General features: G+C 50.4%; 18 protein-coding genes and 1 pseudogene. 18 read left to right on the top strand and 1 reads right to left on the bottom strand.

The features are described from left to right. Positions 1-75: 75 nt before the first annotated feature. The 10 genes from PQI28_RS01175 to PQI28_RS01130 all read left to right on the top strand — a co-directional run bounded on the left by PQI28_RS01175 (position 76) and on the right by PQI28_RS01130 (position 11,315). Positions 76-990, top strand: a complete 915-nt coding sequence (locus PQI28_RS01175) for an aspartate carbamoyltransferase catalytic subunit (protein WP_339962356.1) — start codon at positions 76-78, stop codon at positions 988-990. Continuing rightward, positions 987-2,267 (top strand): dihydroorotase, encoded by a 1,281-nt coding sequence (locus tag PQI28_RS01170; RefSeq protein ID WP_339962355.1) that lies wholly within the window; start codon positions 987-989, stop codon positions 2,265-2,267. The genes PQI28_RS01175 and PQI28_RS01170 overlap by 4 nt, the downstream gene beginning before the upstream one ends. Beyond that, a complete protein-coding gene (locus PQI28_RS01165) occupies positions 2,245-3,327 on the top strand; it encodes a carbamoyl phosphate synthase small subunit (protein ID WP_224860625.1) in 1,083 nt (360 codons plus the stop codon). Before PQI28_RS01170 ends, PQI28_RS01165 begins: the two co-directional genes overlap by 23 nt. A 1-nt stretch (position 3,328) precedes the next feature. Further along, on the top strand, positions 3,329-6,532 hold the full coding sequence (carB, locus tag PQI28_RS01160) for a carbamoyl-phosphate synthase large subunit (protein WP_339962354.1): 3,204 nt from the start codon (positions 3,329-3,331) through the stop codon (positions 6,530-6,532). Continuing rightward, entirely contained in the window at positions 6,529-7,248 is a 720-nt protein-coding gene (locus tag PQI28_RS01155) for a dihydroorotate dehydrogenase electron transfer subunit (RefSeq protein ID WP_339962352.1), read from the top strand. The genes carB and PQI28_RS01155 overlap by 4 nt, the downstream gene beginning before the upstream one ends. Beyond that, entirely contained in the window at positions 7,245-8,171 is a 927-nt protein-coding gene (locus PQI28_RS01150; RefSeq protein ID WP_339962351.1) for a dihydroorotate dehydrogenase, read from the top strand. Before PQI28_RS01155 ends, PQI28_RS01150 begins: the two co-directional genes overlap by 4 nt. After that, the gene (gene pyrF / locus PQI28_RS01145) at positions 8,146-8,850 is read left to right on the top strand and encodes an orotidine-5'-phosphate decarboxylase (RefSeq protein ID WP_337873685.1); all 705 of its coding nucleotides are present in this window, start codon (positions 8,146-8,148) and stop codon (positions 8,848-8,850) included. The genes PQI28_RS01150 and pyrF overlap by 26 nt, the downstream gene beginning before the upstream one ends. Next, positions 8,834-9,460, top strand: a complete 627-nt coding sequence (pyrE, locus tag PQI28_RS01140) for an orotate phosphoribosyltransferase (protein ID WP_339962350.1) — start codon at positions 8,834-8,836, stop codon at positions 9,458-9,460. Before pyrF ends, pyrE begins: the two co-directional genes overlap by 17 nt. Before the next feature lie 89 nt (positions 9,461-9,549). Beyond that, positions 9,550-10,380, top strand: coding sequence for a hypothetical protein (locus tag PQI28_RS01135; protein WP_214875376.1), 831 nt, complete (start codon positions 9,550-9,552; stop codon positions 10,378-10,380). Further along, on the top strand, positions 10,377-11,315 hold the full coding sequence (locus PQI28_RS01130; protein WP_214783850.1) for an FUSC family protein: 939 nt from the start codon (positions 10,377-10,379) through the stop codon (positions 11,313-11,315). Before PQI28_RS01135 ends, PQI28_RS01130 begins: the two co-directional genes overlap by 4 nt. A 52-nt stretch (positions 11,316-11,367) precedes the next feature. Here the strand turns inward: PQI28_RS01130 and PQI28_RS01125 are convergent, their stop codons facing one another. After that, positions 11,368-13,059 (bottom strand): Rqc2 family fibronectin-binding protein, encoded by a 1,692-nt coding sequence (locus tag PQI28_RS01125; protein WP_339962349.1) that lies wholly within the window; start codon positions 13,057-13,059, stop codon positions 11,368-11,370. Positions 13,060-13,190: 131 nt separating this feature from the next. Between PQI28_RS01125 and gmk the strand changes: the two genes are divergently transcribed. From gmk to rlmN, 8 genes and pseudogenes are all read left to right on the top strand, one after another. After that, entirely contained in the window at positions 13,191-13,838 is a 648-nt protein-coding gene (gene gmk, locus PQI28_RS01120; protein WP_031421596.1) for a guanylate kinase, read from the top strand. Next, positions 13,838-14,047 (top strand): DNA-directed RNA polymerase subunit omega, encoded by a 210-nt coding sequence (rpoZ, locus tag PQI28_RS01115; RefSeq protein ID WP_015881337.1) that lies wholly within the window; start codon positions 13,838-13,840, stop codon positions 14,045-14,047. Before gmk ends, rpoZ begins: the two co-directional genes overlap by 1 nt. A 58-nt stretch (positions 14,048-14,105) precedes the next feature. Further along, entirely contained in the window at positions 14,106-15,296 is a 1,191-nt protein-coding gene (gene coaBC / locus PQI28_RS01110; RefSeq protein WP_214783844.1) for a bifunctional phosphopantothenoylcysteine decarboxylase/phosphopantothenate--cysteine ligase CoaBC, read from the top strand. Further along, positions 15,293-17,617, top strand: coding sequence for a primosomal protein N' (gene priA, locus PQI28_RS01105; protein WP_339962348.1), 2,325 nt, complete (start codon positions 15,293-15,295; stop codon positions 17,615-17,617). Before coaBC ends, priA begins: the two co-directional genes overlap by 4 nt. A gap of 11 nt (positions 17,618-17,628) precedes the next feature. Next, positions 17,629-18,066 (top strand): annotated as a pseudogene (gene def / locus PQI28_RS01100) (peptide deformylase); the annotation flags it as partial. A gap of 24 nt (positions 18,067-18,090) precedes the next feature. Further along, positions 18,091-19,029: a methionyl-tRNA formyltransferase gene (gene fmt, locus PQI28_RS01095; protein ID WP_339962637.1), complete on the top strand. Its 939-nt coding sequence runs from the start codon at positions 18,091-18,093 to the stop codon at positions 19,027-19,029. Then, positions 19,016-20,347 carry a 16S rRNA (cytosine(967)-C(5))-methyltransferase RsmB gene (gene rsmB, locus PQI28_RS01090; protein WP_337873689.1) on the top strand — a complete coding sequence of 444 codons (1,332 nt, stop codon included), beginning with the start codon at positions 19,016-19,018 and terminating at the stop codon, positions 20,345-20,347. Before fmt ends, rsmB begins: the two co-directional genes overlap by 14 nt. A 4-nt stretch (positions 20,348-20,351) precedes the next feature. Continuing rightward, positions 20,352-21,437: a 23S rRNA (adenine(2503)-C(2))-methyltransferase RlmN gene (gene rlmN, locus PQI28_RS01085; protein WP_074034829.1), complete on the top strand. Its 1,086-nt coding sequence runs from the start codon at positions 20,352-20,354 to the stop codon at positions 21,435-21,437. Position 21,438: the final 1 nt, after the last annotated feature.

The raw sequence follows: 21,438 nt of genomic DNA, 5'->3' as shown, positions 1-21,438 counted from the left end.
CCAAATGAAGGCGTCCCTTCACATCGGTGAAGAGACGCCTTTTCTCTTTGCCTCTAACAAAAGGAGGAGACGAACATGAATACGATGCAAACGAATGTCAAACCAGTCAAACACTTCGTCAGCTTAGACACACTCTCGCTCGATGAGATCATGGGCATGATTGAAGAGTCATTGCGCTATAAGCAAGGGGACCTACCCCCACTATTCGATGGGAAGACGGTCGCAAACCTGTTCTTTGAAAACTCGACGCGTACGAAAAACTCGTTTCAAATGGCCGAGCGACACTTGAACATGCAAGAGATTCCGTTTGATGTGACGACGTCATCGGTCACGAAGGGAGAGACACTGTACGACACATGCAAGACGCTCGAAGCGATTGGAGTTGACGCACTCGTCATCCGACATCCAGAAGCAGGATACTATCATGAACTCGTTGAGAAGTTGAATATCCCGGTACTCAATGGGGGCGACGGGAGTGGCGAACACCCTTCCCAATCACTACTCGACCTCGTCACAATCTTTGAAGAGTTCAGAACGTTCCAAGGATTAAACGTTGCCATCTGTGGAGACCTCGTTCATAGTCGCGTCGCTCGATCGAATGCGAGTGTGTTGAAGCGTCTCGGGGCAAACGTCGTCGGATGCAGCCCAGCCTCATGGTGGGATGATTCGATGGGGCTTGAGCGTAAAGAACTTGATGGTGTGCTAGCAGTAAGTGACGTCATCATGCTGTTACGGGTTCAGCACGAGCGTCATATCATGGGAGACATTTTCTCGAAAGAGGAATATCACACGCAGTTTGGACTGACGGTCGAGCGAGTCGAGCGGATGAAAGAAGGGGCCATCATCATGCATCCGGCACCGGTCAATCGGGATGTCGAGATTGCGGGCAGTCTGATCGAACATGAACGGTCACGCATCTTCCCGCAAATGAAGAACGGCGTCTATGCACGCATGAGCATCTTAAATCGAGCATTAGGAGGACAACAATGATACTTCAACACGCGACATGGTATGACAACGGGACAAAACGCACGACAAACATCCTCTTGAAAGACGGAAAAATCGAATCGCTCGATTATAACGGGTCGACAGCCGGGGAAGAAGTCATCGATGCGACAGACTACCTACTCGCACCAGGACTTGTCGATGTTCACGTCCACTTGCGTGAGCCGGGAGGCGAAGCGAAAGAAACGATCAAAACGGGAACGATGGCGGCAGCGGCGGGTGGATTCACGACAATCTGTTCGATGCCGAACACGCGACCGGTACCAGACGATCGCGTCACGATGGACGCGCTCCTTCAAAAGATTGAGCAAGATGCAATCGTCCGTGTCCTTCCATACGCTTCCATCACGAAGCGACAGCTCGGTGAAGAACAGGTCGATATGGAATCTCTATCAGATACATTCGCCTTCACCGATGACGGGGTCGGTGTTCAATCAGCGGCGATGATGCGACAAGCGATGCGTGAAGCGAAACGGTTGAACAAGGCCGTCGTCGCACACTGTGAAGACAATACGCTAAAAGCAGGGTCGGTCCACGAAGGGAAGTTCAGTGAAGCGCACGGGATTCAAGGGATTCCAAGTCTTGCAGAAAGTATCCATATCGCCCGAGATGTGCTGATCGCCGAAGAAACGGGCTGTCATTATCACGTGTGTCACGTCTCATCGCGGCAATCGGTCCGTGTCATCCGAGATGCGAAGCGGGCAGGTATTCAAGTGACGGCAGAAGTGACTCCTCACCACCTCGTCTTGAGCGAAGACGATATCCCAGGGCTCGATGCCAACTTCAAGATGAATCCTCCGCTCCGAAGCGAGGACGATCGACAGGCGCTTCTTGAAGGATTATTCGATGGAACGATTGACATGATTGCGACAGACCATGCCCCACATACGGCAGAGGAGAAAGCGCAAGGCATCGAGCGTGCACCGTTCGGGATTACCGGATTTGAGACAGCGTTCCCGCTTCTGTACACGACGTTCGTGAAGACGGGCATCATGAAAGAACATCAGTTAATCGACTGGATGACGAAGCGTCCGAGCGACGTATTTGGATTATCAAGAGGTGAACTGAAAGTTGGGGCGGATGCCGATTTGGTACTGATCGATACAGATAAGACGCGCGTGGTGGATCCGTCGACGTTCTATTCAAAAGGAAAGAACACACCGTTTACGGGGAAACAACTTGTCGGATGGCCGGTCATGACGATGGTCGGTGGCGAAATTGTATATAAGGGGCGATTTGATGAAACGAACATTATGGCTTGAGGATGGAATGAAATTTGTCGGTAAAGGATTCGGGGCACCAGCGGATACGATTGGGGAAGTCGTCTTCCAAACAGGTATGACCGGTTATCAAGAAATTTTGTCGGATCCGTCGTATTGCGACCAGATGATCGTGCTGACGAACCCGTTGATCGGAAACTACGGTGTCAATCGTGAAGACTTCGAAACGACAGTTCCGATGGCAAAAGCATTGATTGTAAAAGAGGCTTGCGACACACCGTCGAACTTCCGTTCCACGGCGACGCTAGATGCAACGCTTACTCGCTTCGGCATCCCAGGGTTATCCGATATCGATACGCGCATGTTGACACGTCACTTACGGGCACAAGGTGTCATGCGAGGTGTCCTCGTTGATGGTGAGTTGACATGGGACGAAGTACAGTCTCGCTTTAACGAACTGTCTCCGAACGACCAAGTCGCACGCGTCTCGACGAAACGGACGTATGTAAGTACTGGTACGGGGCCACGGATCGCGTTGATCGACTTTGGGGCCAAACTTGGCATCATGCGCGAGTTGATGAAGCGGGACTGTGAAGTCATCGTCTTCCCACATGACACTACGGCAGAAGACGTGTTGCGGTACGAGCCAGATGGCATCATGTTGTCGAACGGACCGGGGGATCCGAAAGACGTCCCGACAGCGATTCCACTCATTCAACAACTCATGCCGACGACACCGATGTTCGGGATTTGTCTCGGTCATCAACTGATCGCGCTCGCGAACGGGGCGAACACATTCAAACTTCCGTTCGGACACCGTGGAGCGAACCATCCTGTCCTTGAATTGGAGACAGGCGCCGTGACGATTACATCTCAAAACCATGGATACGCAGTAGAAGAGGCATCGTTACTCGATACAGCGCTCATCGTGACACATCGTGCGGTCAACGACGGAACGATCGAAGGAGTGAAACATCTGCATCATCCGACATTCTCGGTACAGTATCACCCGGAAGCAGCACCAGGACCATATGACGCCAACGATTTATTTGACCGTTTCATGCAACTCGTTCAAGAAAACAAACAGAAAGTGGGAATTTGACATGCCAAAACGACCAGATATTCAGAAAATCCTTGTGATCGGATCAGGACCGATTGTGATCGGACAAGCAGCAGAATTTGATTATGCTGGTACACAGGCATGTCTTGCCTTGAAAGAAGAAGGCTACGAGGTCATTCTCGTCAACTCGAACCCGGCGACGATCATGACGGACCCAACGACAGCGGATCGCGTGTATATCGAACCGCTCGAACCCGAATTCGTCGAGCGGATCATTCGCCAAGAACGCCCCGATGCGCTACTCGCGACACTCGGTGGCCAAACAGGATTGAACTTGGCGTTTGAACTCGATAAGCGGGGAGTATTACGCGATTGTGGGGTAGAATTACTCGGAACGAATCTAGCCGCCATCGTACAAGCTGAAGACCGTGAGCAGTTCCGTAACCTCATGTTCGAGCTCGGGCATGGCGTTCCTGAGAGTGAAATCGTTCATACGCTCGATTCTGCTTGGGGATTTGCAGAGCGTATCGGATATCCGATCATCATTCGACCTGCTTACACGCTCGGCGGAACCGGTGGAGGGATTGCCCATGACCGTGAATCGTTCGAGCAAATCGTCGAATCTGGTTTAAAGGCGAGTCCAGTGACGCAAGTGTTGTTAGAGAAGTCGATTGCCGGGATGAAAGAAGTCGAATTTGAGGTGATGCGTGACTCAAGCGACCAGGCCATCATCGTCTGTGCGATGGAAAACTTTGACCCAGTAGGTGTCCATACAGGAGACTCAATCGTATTCGCACCGACTCAGACGTTATCGGACCGCGATTATCAGATGCTTCGTAGCGTCTCGCTCGACATCATCCGGGCACTCGGGATTGAAGGAGGATGTAACATCCAGTTCGCTCTCGACCCAGATAGCTTCACATACTACGTCATCGAAGTGAACCCACGTGTTTCACGAAGCTCGGCGCTCGCATCAAAAGCGACAGGCTATCCGATCGCCAAACTCGCTGCAAAAGTCGCTGTCGGCTATAAGTTGTCAGAATTAAAAAACCCGGTCACCGAGACGAGCTACGCATCATTCGAGCCGGCACTTGATTATGTCGTTGCCAAAATCCCTCGTTTCGCTTTCGATAAGTTTGAGTCCGCGGATCGCCGCTTAGGCACACAAATGAAAGCGACGGGTGAAGTCATGGCCATCGGTCGAAACTTAGAAGAGGCGCTTTTAAAAGCCGTGCGCTCGCTCGAACTTGGGATGGAGGAATTATATCTCCCGCAACTTAAGGACTTGAGCACAGAACAGCTCGAGCACGGTCTCGTTCACCCGACAGACGAGCGCTTGTTCATGGTATATGAGGCTCTTCGCCGCGGATACACGGTAGAAACGCTTCATCAATTGACGAAAATCGATCGTTTCTACTTACACAAACTGAACCATATTTGGCAGACCGAGCAACAACTTGCATCGGAGCCATTGACGTCAGAGCGTTTGCTCGACGTGAAGCGACTCGGCTTCAGTGACGTCGCCATCGCCCGAATCCTTGAGACAGACGTTGAGACGATTCGTGCGCAACGTCACGGATGGAACATCCGCCCTGTGTATAAGATGGTCGATACGTGTGCGGCGGAATTCGCATCGGAGACGCCATATTTCTACGGGACCTATGAAGTGGAGAACGAAGCGGTGAAGACAGACCGTCCATCGATCCTCGTCCTCGGATCAGGTCCGATTCGAATCGGTCAAGGTGTCGAGTTTGACTATGCGACCGTTCATTCCATTCAGACGATTCGTGACGCCGGATATGAAGCCATCATCATCAACAACAACCCAGAGACGGTCTCGACAGACTTCTCCATCTCCGATCGCCTGTACTTCGAGCCGTTGACGACGGAAGATGTGTTAGAAGTCATCGATAACGAGAATCCGCTCGGCGTCATCGTTCAATTCGGTGGACAGACCGCCATCAACTTGGCGGCATCGCTCGAAGCGAACGGCGTGAAGATTCTCGGGACGTCATTAGAAGACATCGATCGCGCCGAAGACCGGAAGGCGTTCGAGGCAACCTTGTCAGCTGAACGATTGGCCCAACCACCAGGGAAGACAGCGACGAACGTCGAAGAGGCGGTTGCATGTGCGAATGAACTCGGTTACCCGGTACTCGTCCGACCATCTTACGTCCTCGGGGGACGGGCGATGGAGATTGTCTATGAACAGTCAGAGCTCGAGCGTTACATGCGAAACGCCGTCATCGCCTCGAAAGATCGTCCGGTTCTCATCGACCGCTATTTAACGGGAATTGAGATTGAAGTCGACGCGATTTGTGACGGGACGGACGTCTATATCCCAGGCATCATGGAGCATATCGAACGTGCCGGTGTACACTCTGGTGACTCGATCGCAGTATATCCACCACAACGTCTCAGTGAAGCGCTGAAGCAAAAAGTCGTCGACTACACGATCAAGTTGGCGAAAGCGTTCCGCATCAAAGGGCTTCTGAACATCCAGTTCGTCTATGCAGATGATTTGTATGTCATCGAAGTAAACCCGCGTGCGAGCCGAACGGTTCCGTTCATCTCAAAAGTGACAGGTTTACCGGTCGCACGAATTGCGACGCAAACAATTCTCGGAACGAGCTTGAAAGAACTTGGTCTTGGAACAGGCATCCATCCCGAGTCAGAGAGCATCTCTGTCAAAGTGCCGGTCTTCTCTTTCGCGAAATTAAAAGAAGTCGATCCGTCGCTTGGACCTGAGATGAAATCGACAGGGGAAGTCATGGCAACAGACCGGACTCTTGAAAAGGCACTCTATAAAGGTCTTGTCGCAGCTGGAATGAACATCGCCTTAAAAGGAAACGTCCTCATGACAATCGCAGATCACGACAAGGATGAGGCGATTGCCTTAGCCAAACGATTTGACCGTCTCGGCTTCCGTCTCATGGCGACGAGCGGTACGGCAGATGGACTAGAAGCGGAGCAGATGCGCGTCCGTCGGGTCGGGAAGATTCAAGAATCAGGTGAGACGATGCTCAGCGTGATCGAACGCGGGGAAGTCGACTTGATCATCAATACGACGAGTCGCGACGCGCTTGTGACGAAAGACGGCTTCTTGATTCGCCGTACAGCCGCCGAGCAAGGCACAGTGTGCCTCACGTCGCTAGACACGGTCGAAGCGCTATTACAAGTCATTGAAAGTCTGTCATTCCAAACGGTCAGCATTCCAGCATTCACGAAGTTCGGGGTGATGGTATGAGACGTGACGTAACCATCATCAGCAATCGCCAAATCGCAAAAGCGACGATGGAGATGAAAGTACGTTGCCCTGGGGTGGAAGTCGCCCCTGGGACGTTCTTTCACATCAAGACGTCCGGCTTGTTACGTCGACCGTTGTCGGTGGCGAACGTTGAAGGAGAAGAAGTCACATTTTTATATAAGGTGATCGGAGAAGGGACTTTCGAGTTGGCAAACAAGCGTGTCGGGGACACGCTTGACGTCCTCGGACCGCTCGGAAACGGCTTTCCGCTCGCACAACATGGGAAACGGATTGTCCTTGTCGGTGGTGGAATCGGGGTACCTCCGCTTTACTACGTCAGACGTCGTCTACATGAGATGGGGATTGAGACGATTGCGATACTTGGGTTTGATTCAAAAGAGAGCGTCTTTTATGAAGAAGCATTTCAAGAGCTCGGGGAAACGATTATCACGACCGTTGACGGGAGCCACGGGGAACGCGGATTTGTGACGGGACCACTCGCACGCATCGATGCGGACGTGTTATTCAGCTGTGGTCCGGAACCGATGTTGAAGGCGGTCGCCGCTTCACCGATTCCTGAGCGTTACATCTCGATTGAAAATCGAATGGGTTGTGGCATTGGCGCTTGCTTTGCTTGCGTCTGCAAAGCATCGGAAGGCTATGTGAAAGTATGTAGCGATGGACCGGTATTCAATGCGGAAGAGGTGCTGTTATGAGATTACATGTCGAGTTACCAGGACTCCAGTTGAAAAATCCGATCATCCCGGCTTCCGGATGTTTCGGATTCGGGGAAGAGTTTGCCAAACTGTATGACCTATCCATCTTAGGCGGCATCATGATCAAGGCAGCGACAGAAGAGTCACGATTCGGAAATGCGACGCCACGTGTCGCAGAGACGGCGCAAGGGATGCTCAATGCGATCGGCCTTCAAAATCCAGGGGTCGATGCAATCATCGAAGAGAAATTGCCGTTCCTCTCCACTTTCGATACAGAGATTATCGCCAACGTCGCCGGGTCGACGCCAGACGAATACGTGGAAGTCGCACGTCGCATCAGTGCGGATCCGACCATCAAAGCCATCGAGCTGAACATCTCATGTCCGAATGTGAAGTGTGGGGGGATGCAGTTCGGGACGGATCCTGTGATGGCTGCGGAATTGACGAGACTCGTCAAAGCGGCTTCAAGTAAGCCGGTTTATGTGAAGCTGTCCCCGAACGTCACGTCGATCACTGACATGGCGCGTGCAGTCGAAGCGGCTGGGGCGGACGGCTTGACGATGATCAATACGCTCGTCGGGATGCGAATCGATATCCAGACCGGGCAACCGATCTTGGCGAATCGAATCGGCGGATTATCAGGCCCGGCCATTAAACCGGTGGCGGTCCGGATGGTATATGAAGTCGCGCAAGCGGTCGATATTCCAATCATCGCCATGGGCGGCGTTCGAACGGTCGACGACGTGATTGAATTCATCTATGCGGGAGCGTCCGCCGTTGCAGTCGGTACCGCAAACTTTGAAAATCCATACGTATGTCAAGAAATCATCGAGGCATTACCGGCACGACTCGATTCACTTGGAATCGATCATATATTGGACGTGAGGGGGAAAGCATATGCACAACTTGTATCTCGCCCTTGACGTGGAGACACGCGATGAGGCGCTTCATTTATTAAAACCGTTCCCGGACCGTCCTGCTGTCAAAGTGGGGATGGAACTGTTTTATCGGGAAGGTGGACGCTTTGTCGAAGAGTTGGTCGACCGCGGATATCCGGTCTTTCTCGATGTGAAAGTACATGATATTCCAGAGACGGCACGTCGCACGATGCGTCAAATCGGAAAGCTTGGAGTCGCGATGACGAACGTGCATACGCTAGGCGGTGAAAAGATGATGCGCTATGCGTTGGATGGGCTTCGCCAAGAAAATGACACGACCCGTTTGATCGGTGTCACCCAATTGACATCCACGGATGAACAGATGATGCAGACGGAGCTCGGGATTCCGGGTCGCCTCGACCAAGCCGTCATCCGTCAGGCATCGCTCGCTAAGCAGGCGGGACTTGATGGTGTCGTCGCATCTGTTCAGGAAGCGAAGATGATTCATCAGGAACTCGGTGACGCATTTATGACGGTCACACCTGGGATTCGACTCGGTCAAACCGATGACGACCAAGTACGTGTCGCGACGCCTCGTGAAGCGAGACTGGCCGGTGTCCACGCGATCGTCGTCGGTCGCCCGATCACACGCGCAAATGATCCGTTAGCCATGTATGAACAATTTATGATGGAATGGGGACAATCATATGAAACAAATCGCTGAAGCCTTATTACGAATCAAAGCCGTCACATTATCACCGACGGAGCCATATACATGGTCGAGCGGGTTGAGAAGCCCAATCTATTGTGACAACCGATTGACGCTCAGTTATCCCGATATCCGTAACATAATCATCGATGGATTGGTGGACGCAGTCGGATCAACAGAATTCGATGTCATTGCAGGAACGGCCACAGCCGGTATTCCTCACGGCGCTTTACTTGCCGACCGTCTCGGTCTTCCATTCATTTACGTCCGCTCGAGTGCGAAAGGACATGGGAAAGGGAATCAAATCGAGGGGAAACTCGACGGTGGAGCACGCGTGCTTGTCATCGAAGATCTGTTGTCGACAGGTATGTCGAGTATCGAGGCAGCCCATGCGATTCGTGAAGCGGGTGGTGAGGTTATTGGCATTCAAGCCATCTTCTCTTACGGATTGCCGATTTTAGAGAAGAATTTAGCGGATGCAAATCTCAGTGCCACTTCATTGACGACATTCCCTGAATTGGTCGAGGTTGCGGAATCGACAGGGAACTTAACCAAATCAGAGATTCACTCTCTTCGCGAGTGGCAACAAGATCCTCGCGCCTGGAGCGACCTCGTCACGTCTTAAGAATCCACCTTCGGGCGGATTCTTTTTCAATTCGGCATATGTCATACTTCATGGTAAACTGATGAAAGTGAACCAAGAAGGAGAGGCATATGGCGTATTCAAGAAGCAAAGAAAAAACATGGAGCGCACGATTCCGGGCAATCCCGAAACATCGTAAAATCGCCTTCGGTCTCGTCTTGACGGTCATCCCAACGCTCTTTCTCGTGAATTTATTCGTATTCAGCCATTTGTTGGCGTTAGGGGACCAGTATGAAGATCGATACCAAATGAAGAAGTTACGACTTGAGACGTATCATGGGAATGTCGAGTTCGTGCGTAGTACAAATGAAAAAGTACAAATCGAAGTGGTGCAGACCAATTCGAAAGAACGACGTATCAAAGTCAAATCGGTCGGCGATACCATCTATGTCGTCGAGCGGTATGGATGGTTCAGCTATTTCGGCAGTCGGGCCAGTGATGAACCGTCCCGCTATAAGCTTCGCGTTGCCTTACCGAGTTCGATGACCTCGGTTCATCTCGGGGCTGAACAAGTGACCGGGCAAGGGTTAAACGTGAAAACGATTGTGATGAATGCGAACGCTGTCAATTTGAAGCAAATTGATAGTGATCGTCTGCGAATTGAGACGAAGAGTGATACGACAATCGAATCCGCACGTCTCGTAACGGGAGATATCCGTTCTTATCGTCATGCGACCATCACAGACGTCGTCGTGAACCAGGCGATGACGGTTCAAACGGAGGCAGGAACGCTTAGTTATGCGCCAAAACATGCGACAGGGCAAGTGAACGTGACGACGGCTGGGAAAATTTCTAGTAGCGACCGTTACAAAGAAGTCGAACCAGGTGTCTATCAGTTGTCGACATCGAATCGACCTGTCGTTGAGTTGATTTCTGAGACAGGAAAGGTCGAACTGAAATGAATGGAAAACGCTACATCCCGAAAATCGGGCTTCGTACGTTAAAGACCGGGATTGCCGTATCAATCACCGTCGCAATCTCGTGGTATGTATTCGGAATTTATTCTGGAATGGGTGCGATTGCAGCCGTCGTGGCGATGCAACCGACCGTCAAGCGCTCGTCTAAAATCGTGTTCAGTCGAATATTCGGAACGGTCGTCGGTCTCATGTGTGGGTTGTTCATCGTCTATTTATTCGGCGTCAATCCCATCTCCATTGGTCTAGCGGTCATCGTGTCGCTCACGCTCAATACGACATTCGATAAGACACACATGTCGACGTACGCGGCGTTCGCCATCGTCATGATGTTAGAAAACCCGACTTCGGATTTCTTCCATTATGCATGGACACGCTCATTGTTGACGGCAGTCGGTGTATTCGTCTCACTCGGTGTGAACTATGCGTTCTTGCCACCGCGGTATGAAGATCGTTTGTTGAGCGAGGTCAGAAAGACTTCATCTTATTTGTTTCACCATTGGCGTGAACTCGTCGGTTCCCCGGCGGAACTGTTAGAGACGCGTGCCCGCATCCTCGGTCATCAGGAGCTGCATATGATGCTTCAAGAGGATATGAAAGTGACGAACGTGAAATTGAAGTATATGACAATCAAGCAGTATCGCTTGCTCATTCATCTCGAAGACAAGCTCGTCTTGTTGCTAGAAAGTCTAGCCGAGCATCGGGAAGCCTTCTTACTCATGAGTGAGGAAGAACGTCAGGCGTTCGAATCGGAGTTCTTATATTTGCTCGCGCACCATCATGATATTCTCTATACGTGTGATAAACCGTATTCGCTCTTTAGGTTGCCGCACGAAGATTTATCCGTTTCAGAAATTTTACACGGGCATTTGCTCGATTATCATGAACAGCTCGAAGCGTTTAAGCATGACCCGAAAGCGTAAATCAAGTTGTTTCCTTACTAAAAACCCGCCATCAGAACATGGCGGGTTTCGTTTATGACTGTTTCAGCGACTTCATCAATTGCTCATCCGGTGTCACGTAGACGGTCTGTTGATCCGTATAGATGACAAACCCGGGTTTGGCACCGCTTGGTTTTTTCACGTAGCGGGCGCGCGTATAATCGACAGGCACACCGCTCGATGCGCGTGCTTTCGAGAAGTAGGCAGCGACCGATGCGGCTTCAAGAAGCGTCGTCTCATCGGGGTCCGTGGAACGAATGATGACGTGAGAACCCGGGATGTCTTTGACGTGTAGCCAAATCTCATCACGGCGTGCGAACTTGAACGTCAGATGGTCGTTTTGGGTATTATTCTTCCCGACGAAGAATTCCGTTCCCGTCGAAGACGTGTACGCTTCAAGCGAAATCTTTGGATTCGCTTTTTTCTTTTGACGTTTTTGACGGATGTATCCTTCTTCGGCGAGCTCTTCCCGAATCTCGAGTAGGTCGGATGGAGAGGCGACATCGAGCTGGGCGGTGAGCGTCTCCAAATAGTCGATTTCCGCGTCGTTTAATTCGAGTTGTTTTTTCACTTCGACTTTAGCAACTTTTAATTTGTTGTACTTCTTATAATATTGTTGCGCATTCTCGTTCGGCGTTTTGAGCGGGTCGAGCGGAATCGAGATGGTCGCACCCTCTTCATCGTAGTAATCGACGACTTCAGCGACACGCATCCCTTTTTCAAGCTGGAACAAGTACGTCGTCAACAGCTCGCCAAACTTTTGTAACTCGTCCGCTCGTTCTGTCGCCTTTAAGTCCTCTAAGAGACGGCGGCGCTTCAACAAGTTCTTCTCGAGTTCGGATTTCAAGAGACGCTCCACATCGTGGGCTTGTTGTCTGACGCGGTCACGGTTCGCTTTCTCATAGAAGAAACGGTCGAGCACTTCTTTACTCGATGCATATGTTTCCTCGGATACAATTTCTCCTGCCGTCAATACGATTGGGGCGAAACGTTCCTTTCCAGAAGCGAGTTGTTGGAACACATAAGGTCCTTCAAGCTGACGCAATACGTTCTCGAACGCTTGCTGAATCGATTCACGATTCGGCATCTTCGCGAGGTGCACGACTTCTTGAGCGATTTGAGGGCTGACCCCAGCGAACGTGGCGACGATCTGCTTGTCCAATTTGCCGGCATTCCAGTCGATGCGCTTCAATCCTTCCGTCAAATCAGACAACGGGTCGAACTTATGTTGTTCTGGCGGGAGGAGGTATTCACTACCCGGCATGATTGTTCGATACGTGTTTTGCGAAGGCGGGAGGTGTTTGATCGCATCTAAAATTTTCCCGTCTTCAGTCGTTAAGACGACGTTCGAGTGACGTCCCATCAACTCGATGTAGACTTTTTTCGATTCTTCATCACCGAGCTCGTTTCGAGAGCGGACGGAGATGACGATGACACGGTCACGACCGATTTGTTCGACCGCCGTGATAAATCCGCCTTCTACATGTTTTCGTAGCATCATGCAGAACATCGGCGGTTCTTGCGGATTTTTAATCGGTGTATCCGTCAATTGAAGACGGGCATACATCGCGTTTGCTGATATGAGTAGTTGCGCGTTCTGTCGGTTCGAACGAATTTGGAGCATCAAATCGAGAGAATACGGTTGATGTACTTTGTTGATTCGCCCTCCGACGAGCGATTGTAATTCTTGTACGACACGATATGTCATTAATCCATCATAAGCCAATGATCTCATCACCTTTGTTCATTTTCTGTCTCTACGTTATCAGAAAAACAGAAAATATGGTACGATGGAGTAGGAAATCCGAACTTCTTCTTGCCGGGACAATTGATTGACTGCTATTATAATTAAATGTGATGTTAGAAGATGGAGGGCTTGCAGTGAATTTTAAAGAACGAGGATTATTAATCGTTTTGTCTGGACCGAGCGGTGTCGGAAAAGGGACCGTTTGTCGTGCTCTTCGCGAGGAAGAGGACAATAACCTTCAATATTCGGTGTCGGCGACGACTCGAAAGCCACGTGAAGGGGAAGTCGAAGGAGTGCATTACTTCTTCAAATCGAGAGAAGAGTTCGAACGCATGATCGAACAAAAAGAATTGCTCGAACACGCCGAGTTCGTCGGCAACTATTACGGGACGCCTGTAGAGTGGGTGCGTGAAACGCTCGAAAGCGGCCAAGATGTCATTCTTGAAATTGAGGTGCAAGGGGCGTTCCAAGTGAAGGAACTTCTCCCGGAAGCCGTCTTTTTATTCTTGGCACCACCAAGTCTTCAAGAACTTCGCAATCGTCTAATCGGACGAGGCACGGAGTCTGAAGAAGTCATCAAGCAACGCCTGCTCGTCGCGCGTGAAGAAATCGAGTTGATGGACGCCTATGATTACGTCGTCACGAACGACGAGGTCGACAAAGCCATCGATCGGATTAAAGCGATCGTGACAGCTGAGCATTGTAAACGTGAACGTGTTGCGTCACTCTATAAAAAAGCCATGATGGAGGTCATTTAATGTTATACCCTTCGATTGATGCCTTACAACGTACTATCCCGTCAAAATATACGATCGTTACGGTCGCTGCAAAACGGGCGCGTCAGATTCAAGATGGAAAAGCACCGAAAGTCGCCGAGCCAAAATCATATAAGCCGGTCGGTCAAGCGTTAGAAGAACTATTTTCGGGTGATACGACAATCATCGTGAACGAAAAAAACAACGGATGAAGTGTGACCCAAGTCGTTTGCGACTTGGGTCTCATTGTCTATAAGGGGGAGTTTGGGAATGGTGAAGGATCGTACTATTTTGTTATGTGTGAGTGGTGGCATCGCCGCCTACAAGGCGTGTGCGCTCACATCGAAATTGGTTCAAGCCGGAGCGAATGTTCGCGTCGCGATGACGAAGTCGGCAGAACAATTCGTGGGTCAGGCGACCTTCCAGGCGCTCAGTCGAAATCCGGTCTATACCGATGTGTTTGAAGAGCATGATCCAACAAAGATTGCACATATCGATGTCGTCGACTCGAGTGACTTGATCGTCGTCGCTCCTGCGACGGCCAACACGATTGCGAAATTAGCGAACGGGATTGCAGATGACTTCATCACGACGTCGATCCTAGCGGCGAAGTGCCCGGTGATTGTCTCACCGGCGATGAATGTGAACATGCTCGAACATCCTGCCACACAGCGAAATATCGAGACATTAAAATCATACGGCTATCAGTTGATCGAACCAGGTGTCGGTAACTTGGCATGTGGCTGGATTGGCGGTGGACGTCTACCAGAACCAGAAGATTTGGTGCGCATCATCGAAAGCCAGTTCGTCCCGAAACTATACCTCGGAAAAGAAGTTTTGATTACGGCTGGTCCGACGGTAGAACGCATCGACCCCGTCCGTTACTTATCAAATGACTCGTCAGGAAAAATGGGTGTGGCACTCGCGGAAGTGGCGCGTGATATGGGTGCACGTGTCACCCTCGTCCACGGTCCGCTTCAAGTCCCCGTACCAGACGGTGTGACGGCCATTCCCGTCAAGTCGAGCGAAGAAATGTTGCAGGAAGTGACAAGTCGTTTCGAATCACTCGACCTCGTCGTGAAGTCGGCGGCAGTCGCGGATTATCGTCCTAAAACGGTCCATGCAGAGAAACATAAAAAAGTGCATGGTCCACTCACAATCGAACTCGAAGAAACGACAGACATTCTCAAGACACTCGGTGAACGAAAGACCCATCAAGTGTTAGTCGGCTTTGCTGCGGAGACGGAACGACTCGAAGAACATGCGGCAGCGAAACTGAAGAAAAAGAACGTCGATTTCCTCGTCGCAAACGATGTATCCGGTAGTGACGTCGGATTCGGTGCAGATGATAATGAGGCTGTCCTGTTCCACGCTGACGGGACGACGCTTCAACTTCCGAAACAGTCGAAGAAACAGTTGGCGTTCGAACTGCTCACACACTTTAAGGAAGCGGTCCAATGATTGCCCACGTCCATGTTGATGCACCGGTGATTACGATTGATCGTCCGTTTGATTATGAAGTACCCGAACAATTCGAATCCTTGATTGAACCGGGGATGCGTGTCTCAGTTCCATTCGGTTCACGCCGTCTGTTAGGAATCGTCGTTGGCACATCGGACGGGACGAGAGATGGATTGAAGCCGCTCGAAGCCTTATTAGATGAAGAATCCTCACTAACGGATGAACTGCTCGACTTGTCCATCCATGTGAAGGAGACGACGCTATGCTTCCGTTCTTCTGCACTCCTTGCGATGCTACCGGCAGCGCTAAAAGTTAGTTACGACAAAGAAATTAAAGAGGGGCATGTGCCTGAAGGTGTTCGTCTCGGGACACATTTATCGGAATATCCGAAAGACATTCAATCGGTCATTCTCGGACTTGCTAAAAAAGGGGAGCTTACCCTCGCTCCCGTTCTGAAAGAAAAGAAAACAGTCAAAACAGACATCGTCGTCGAACTGCTCGATCCGACAGTCGTCTCGAAACGTGCGAAAAAGCAACTAGAAGCGATTCAAGCGTTAGAAGAGACGCCACGTATGTATTGGTCGGCATTACGCCAAATCGGCTTGACTCGTCCGCAACTTCAAAAGCTCGAAGATCTCGGTGCGGTGCGGTTGACCGAAGTGGAATTGAATCGTGACCCGTACGCGACGATTGAACAAGTACAGGAATCGGTGCAGTTAAACGATAGTCAGGCGAACGCGGTCCAGGCAATCCATGAGGCGGATGCAGGCGAGACGTTACTTGTACACGGTGTGACCGGTAGCGGAAAGACCGAAGTGTATTTAGAATCGATTGGGCAAGTCATTGATGAAGGCAAGCAGGCCATCTTGCTCGTGCCGGAAATCAGTTTGACGCCGATGATGGTAAAACGTTTTAAACGTCGCTTTGGTGAACGCGTCGCAGTCTTACACAGTGCCCTTTCTAAAGGGGAAAAGTATGATGAGTGGCGTAAAATTAAGCGGAAGGAAGTCGACGTCGTCGTCGGTGCTCGTTCGGCCATCTTTGCGCCGCTCGACCGTCTCGGTCTCATCATCTTAGATGAAGAGCATGAGACGACGTATAAACAAGAAGAGAACCCGCGCTATCATGCGCGCGATGTCGCCATCTGGCGGGCCCGCTATCATGGGTGTCCCGTCGTGTTGGGGAGTGCGACACCTTCGCTCGAGTCATACGCCCGGGCGCAAAAGGGTGTGTATCGCTACTTACACTTGAAAGAACGGTACGGTGGAGAAATGCCACCGGTCCACATTATCGATATGCGCCGTGAACTGGCAAAAGGCAATACGACGATGTTCTCTGAGGAATTGTTTAATGGAATCCTCGACCGGATCGAGAAAAAAGAGCAATGTGTCATTCTGTTGAATCGCCGTGGGTTTACGACATTTGTCATGTGTCGGGACTGTGGGGAAGGAATGACCTGTCCGCATTGTGCCGTCAATTTGACGTATCATCAATATGGTGATCGATTGAAGTGTCATTATTGTGGCTACGAAGTCGGCATGCCGTCAACGTGTCCATCGTGTAACAGTAAGAAAATTAAACAGTTCGGATCAGGCACCCAGAAGATCGAGACGGAGTTGTTGAATCGGATTCCGGAGGCGCGGATCATCCGAATGGACCAAGATACGACGTCGCGGAAAGGGTCACACGAACAATTGTTACGACGCTTCGAAGAAGGAGAGGCCGACATTTTACTCGGCACCCAAATGATTGCCAAAGGACTCGACTTCCCAAACGTCACGCTCGTCGGAGTACTTGCGGCAGATGCGACGCTCGGGATGCCTGATTTCCGTGCGACCGAGCGGACGTTCCAACTTGTCACCCAAGTGGCAGGGAGAGCCGGTCGTGGAAAACTTCCAGGTGAGGCGTTCGTCCAAACGTACAATCCGGACCATTATGTCATCGAGACAGCGAGTGAACACGACTATGAGACGTTCTTCGCCAAAGAAATGGGTCTTCGTCAAGTCGGGAACCATCCGCCGTATTGGTTTTTGACGCTCGTCACGTTCTCGGCAGAAAACCCGCTCGTCGCCAAAGCGGAGGCGGAACTGTTTGCATCAGACTTTTTACAGGCACAAGTGGAGAACAGCCGCTTGAACGGTCCGATGCCTGCCCCGTTATCAAAATTAAAGAATGCGTATCGTTATCAGGTGTTCATTAAAACGAAACAACCTGAAACGCTCTACGCGGAGTTAGCTCGCCTTCAACAAGCAAGAGCGAAAGCGATCAGTAAGAAAGAATATCAAATGAGTATCGATGTGAACCCATACGTATTCATGTGAGGTGGAGAGACATGTATAAAGTAGTAGAAGTACCGAACGATATATTACGCGTAACATGCGAACCGGTAACGAAGTTCGATAAAAAATTGCGTCAAACGGTCGACCGATTGTTTGATACGATGTATGAGTATGACGGAGTCGGTGTTGCGGCACCACAGGTCAACTTGAATCAACGACTCGCAGTCGTCCATACCGATGATGAGACGGGTCCTCTCGTCTTGATCAATCCTGAAATCATCGAGACGTCAGGACGTGAGGTCGGACTCGAAGGATGTTTGAGCATCCCAGGCGAATTTGGATTCGTGGAACGTCATGAGTCGATTGTCGTCAAAAATCAGGACTTGAAAGGACGCACGCATACGATTCAAGCGAGCGGCTTCTTCGCCCGGGCAATTCAGCATGAGATGGATCATTTAGATGGCGTCTTATTCACAGATAAGCTCGCGGTTCCAAACCCTGGAAAAGACAAACGGATCGTCTTCATGGGAACTCCGACATTTGCGGTATCTGTACTTGAGCGACTGCTCGAAGAAGGATACAATGTCGTAGGTGTCGTCTCGCAACCGGACAAACCGGTCGGACGAAAACGTGAACTGAAACCAACGCCTGTGAAAGAGTGTGCACTCCGTCATGGCATTCCTGTCTTGCAACCTGAGAAAGTTCGCACGGATTATGAAGAAATTTTAGCGTTACGTCCGGACCTCATCGTCACGGCAGCGTATGGTCAAATCGTGCCGACCGCATTACTCGAGGCACCGTCTCACGGAGCAATCAATGTCCATGCCTCGCTACTTCCGAAATATCGTGGAGGTGCCCCAATCCATCAAGCCATCATCGATGGTGAGTCGGAAACAGGTGTGACAATCATGTATATGGTCGACAAATTGGACGCAGGTGACATGATTGCCAATACGATTGTTCCGATTGAAGAAATGGATACGGTCGGAACGTTATTTGATAAACTGGCTGTAGCAGGAAGCGATCTTCTCATCCGTACACTTCCAGCTTTCTTAGAAGGATGGATTGAAGCGGTCCCTCAAGATGAGCGGGATGTGACGTTTGCACCGAACATCAGCCGTGAGCGCGAACAAATCGACTGGAGTATGGGTGGGGAAGCCATCTATAATCACATTCGCGGGATGAATCCATTCCCGACTGCCTATTCGACACTTGAAGGTGAACGCGTGAAACTGTTCATGGGAGAGAAGACGACGGGTACAGGGCAACCTGGAGAAGTCGTTCGACTTGAAGAGGACGGATTCGTCGTGGCAACTGGGAACAGCGTTGCCATCAAAGTGACGGACTTACAACCAGCAGGGAAAAAACGAATGGATGGTGCGACCTTCATGCGTGGAGCTGGACAGAAGTTGCGTGTTGGTGACCGATTAGGAGGAACTCATGAACGTACGTGAAGCAGCGCTTGATACGCTGATAAAAATTGAACAAGGCGGCGCGTATTCAACGATTGCCGTCAATGATGCATTAAAACAAAAGAAAGTCGCTCCAAAAGATGTCGGTCTTTATACCGAACTCGTTTATGGGACACTCAGTCGAAAAGGAACGTTGGATTACATCTTAAACGATCGAATCCGTTCGCCGAAGAAGCTCGATAAGTTCGTCCTTCCGCTTCTTCGGATGAGTGTATATCAACTCTTTTACCTCGATAAGGTGCCAGATCGTGCCGTCTTACACGAAGCGGTCGAAATTGCGAAAAAACGAGGACACCATCTCGGAACGAGTAAATTCGTGAACGGGGTGTTACGTAACGTTCTCCGTGAAGGGTTCCCTGACTTTAGCGAGTTGACAGATGCGGAAAGAATCTCAATCGAACATAGTCATCCGAAATGGCTCGTCTCCGATTGGATTGACCTATATGGGGTGGAAACGGCAGAAGCCATCTGTCAATTAAACAACGAACCGGCTCCTGTCACGGTTCGCGTCAACCGTAAACGCGCGTCTGTCGACGACATGATGAACCGTTTGGCCGACTTAGGTGTCTTGACGTCACGCTCTGAACTATCAAGTGACGGACTCGTCGTCGAATCGGGCAACGTCCATTCGACCCCGTTCATCGAGGAAGGTCTCTTATCGATTCAAGATGAGAGTTCGATGCTTGTCGCAGATGCTCTAGGTGTGTCGAAAGATGATCAGATTTTAGATGCATGTGCCGCTCCTGGTGGGAAAGCGATGCACACGGCAGAACGGATGGAGAACGGATCGCTCACAGCGCTCGATCTTCATCCACATAAAGCGAAATTGATCGACCAGCAAGCCAAACGTCTTCACATCAATGGAGTGACCGCACTTGCCCTTGATGCTCGTCTGGCAGGTGAACGGTTTGAAAAAGAGAGCTTTGACCGTATTCTTCTAGATGTTCCTTGTTCGGGTCTTGGTGTCATTCGTCGGAAGCCAGATATCAAGTGGACGAAAGACAAAGCCCAGTTAGAAAACTTACCGAAGATTCAACGACAAATCATTGATGCCGTATTGCCACTGCTCAAACCAGGTGGTACGCTTGTTTACTCGACATGTACGATTGATCCGTCCGAGAACGAGACGCAGGCTGACTATGTATTGTCAAAAGGATTGGTGTGGGACGAGACGCTAAAAGAGCGTCTGCCGCAATCTGTTCGTCCGATCATGGCATCGGACCGTGCTGAATTAAAACTATTACCGACGACATTCGGGACCGACGGCTTCTATATCGCCGCATTTAAGAAAGAGGTATAAAACAATGAATCCAAAAGCAGTAGAAAAGAATCCACTTTTAGGCGCAAAACCGTCACTTTATTCGTTGACGTTCCCTGAACTTGAGGCGTGGGTCGTGGAAGCAGGAGAAAAATCATTCCGTGCGAAACAATTATATGATTGGATGTACGTCAAACGTGTCACGTCATTCGACGATATGACGAACGTTCCAAAGGCACTTCGTGACCAATTAGAAGAATCGTTCCAACTGACAACATTGAAGGAATTGGTCAAACAAGAATCGCAAGACGGTACGATCAAATTCTTGTTCGAACTTCAAGATGGCTATTCAATTGAAACGGTTCTCATGCGTCACGAGTACGGGAACTCCATTTGTGTCACGACACAAGTCGGTTGCCGGATCGGCTGTACGTTCTGTGCCTCAACACTCGGTGGGTTGAAACGTAACTTAGAAGCTGGTGAAATCACGGCACAAGTTCTTGATGTACAGCGCGCCCTAGACGCGACAGGCGAACGTGTTGACTCGATCGTCGTCATGGGAATTGGTGAACCGTTTGATAACTATGATGAGTTGATGCGCTTCTTACGTACGGTCAACCACGATAACGGCCTTAACATCGGTGCCCGTCACATCACGGTATCAACGAGCGGAATCGTTCCAAAAATTTATAAGTTTGCCGATGAAGGTATGCGCATCAACTTCGCCATCTCTCTTCATGCGGCTTCGACAGAACTACGTACACGTCTCATGCCAATCAACCGTGCGTTTGACTTGAACAAGTTGATGGATGCCGTCCGTTACTATACGGAGAAGAGCGGTCGTCGCATCACGTTCGAATACGGATTGTTTGGTGGCGTCAACGATACGGAAGACCATGCCCACGAATTGGCTGACTTGTTGAAAGGCATCAAATGCCACGTCAACTTGATCCCAGTCAACCACGTATTGGAACGCGACTACGTACGCACACCGAGAGCTCAAATCTTTGCCTTCGAAAAAGTGCTCAAAGACCGCAATGTGAACGTGACGATTCGTCGCGAACAAGGTTCGGATATCGATGCTGCTTGTGGGCAACTTCGAGCGAAGGAGCGCGAACAAGAAACGAGGTAAT

This window comes from Exiguobacterium sp. USCH10, from assembly GCF_037619445.1.
GTDB lineage: Bacteria > Bacillota > Bacilli > Exiguobacteriales > Exiguobacteriaceae > Exiguobacterium > Exiguobacterium aestuarii_A.
Note: the sequence above shows the minus strand (reverse complement) of the source record. Positions and strands in the feature narration are given on the sequence as shown.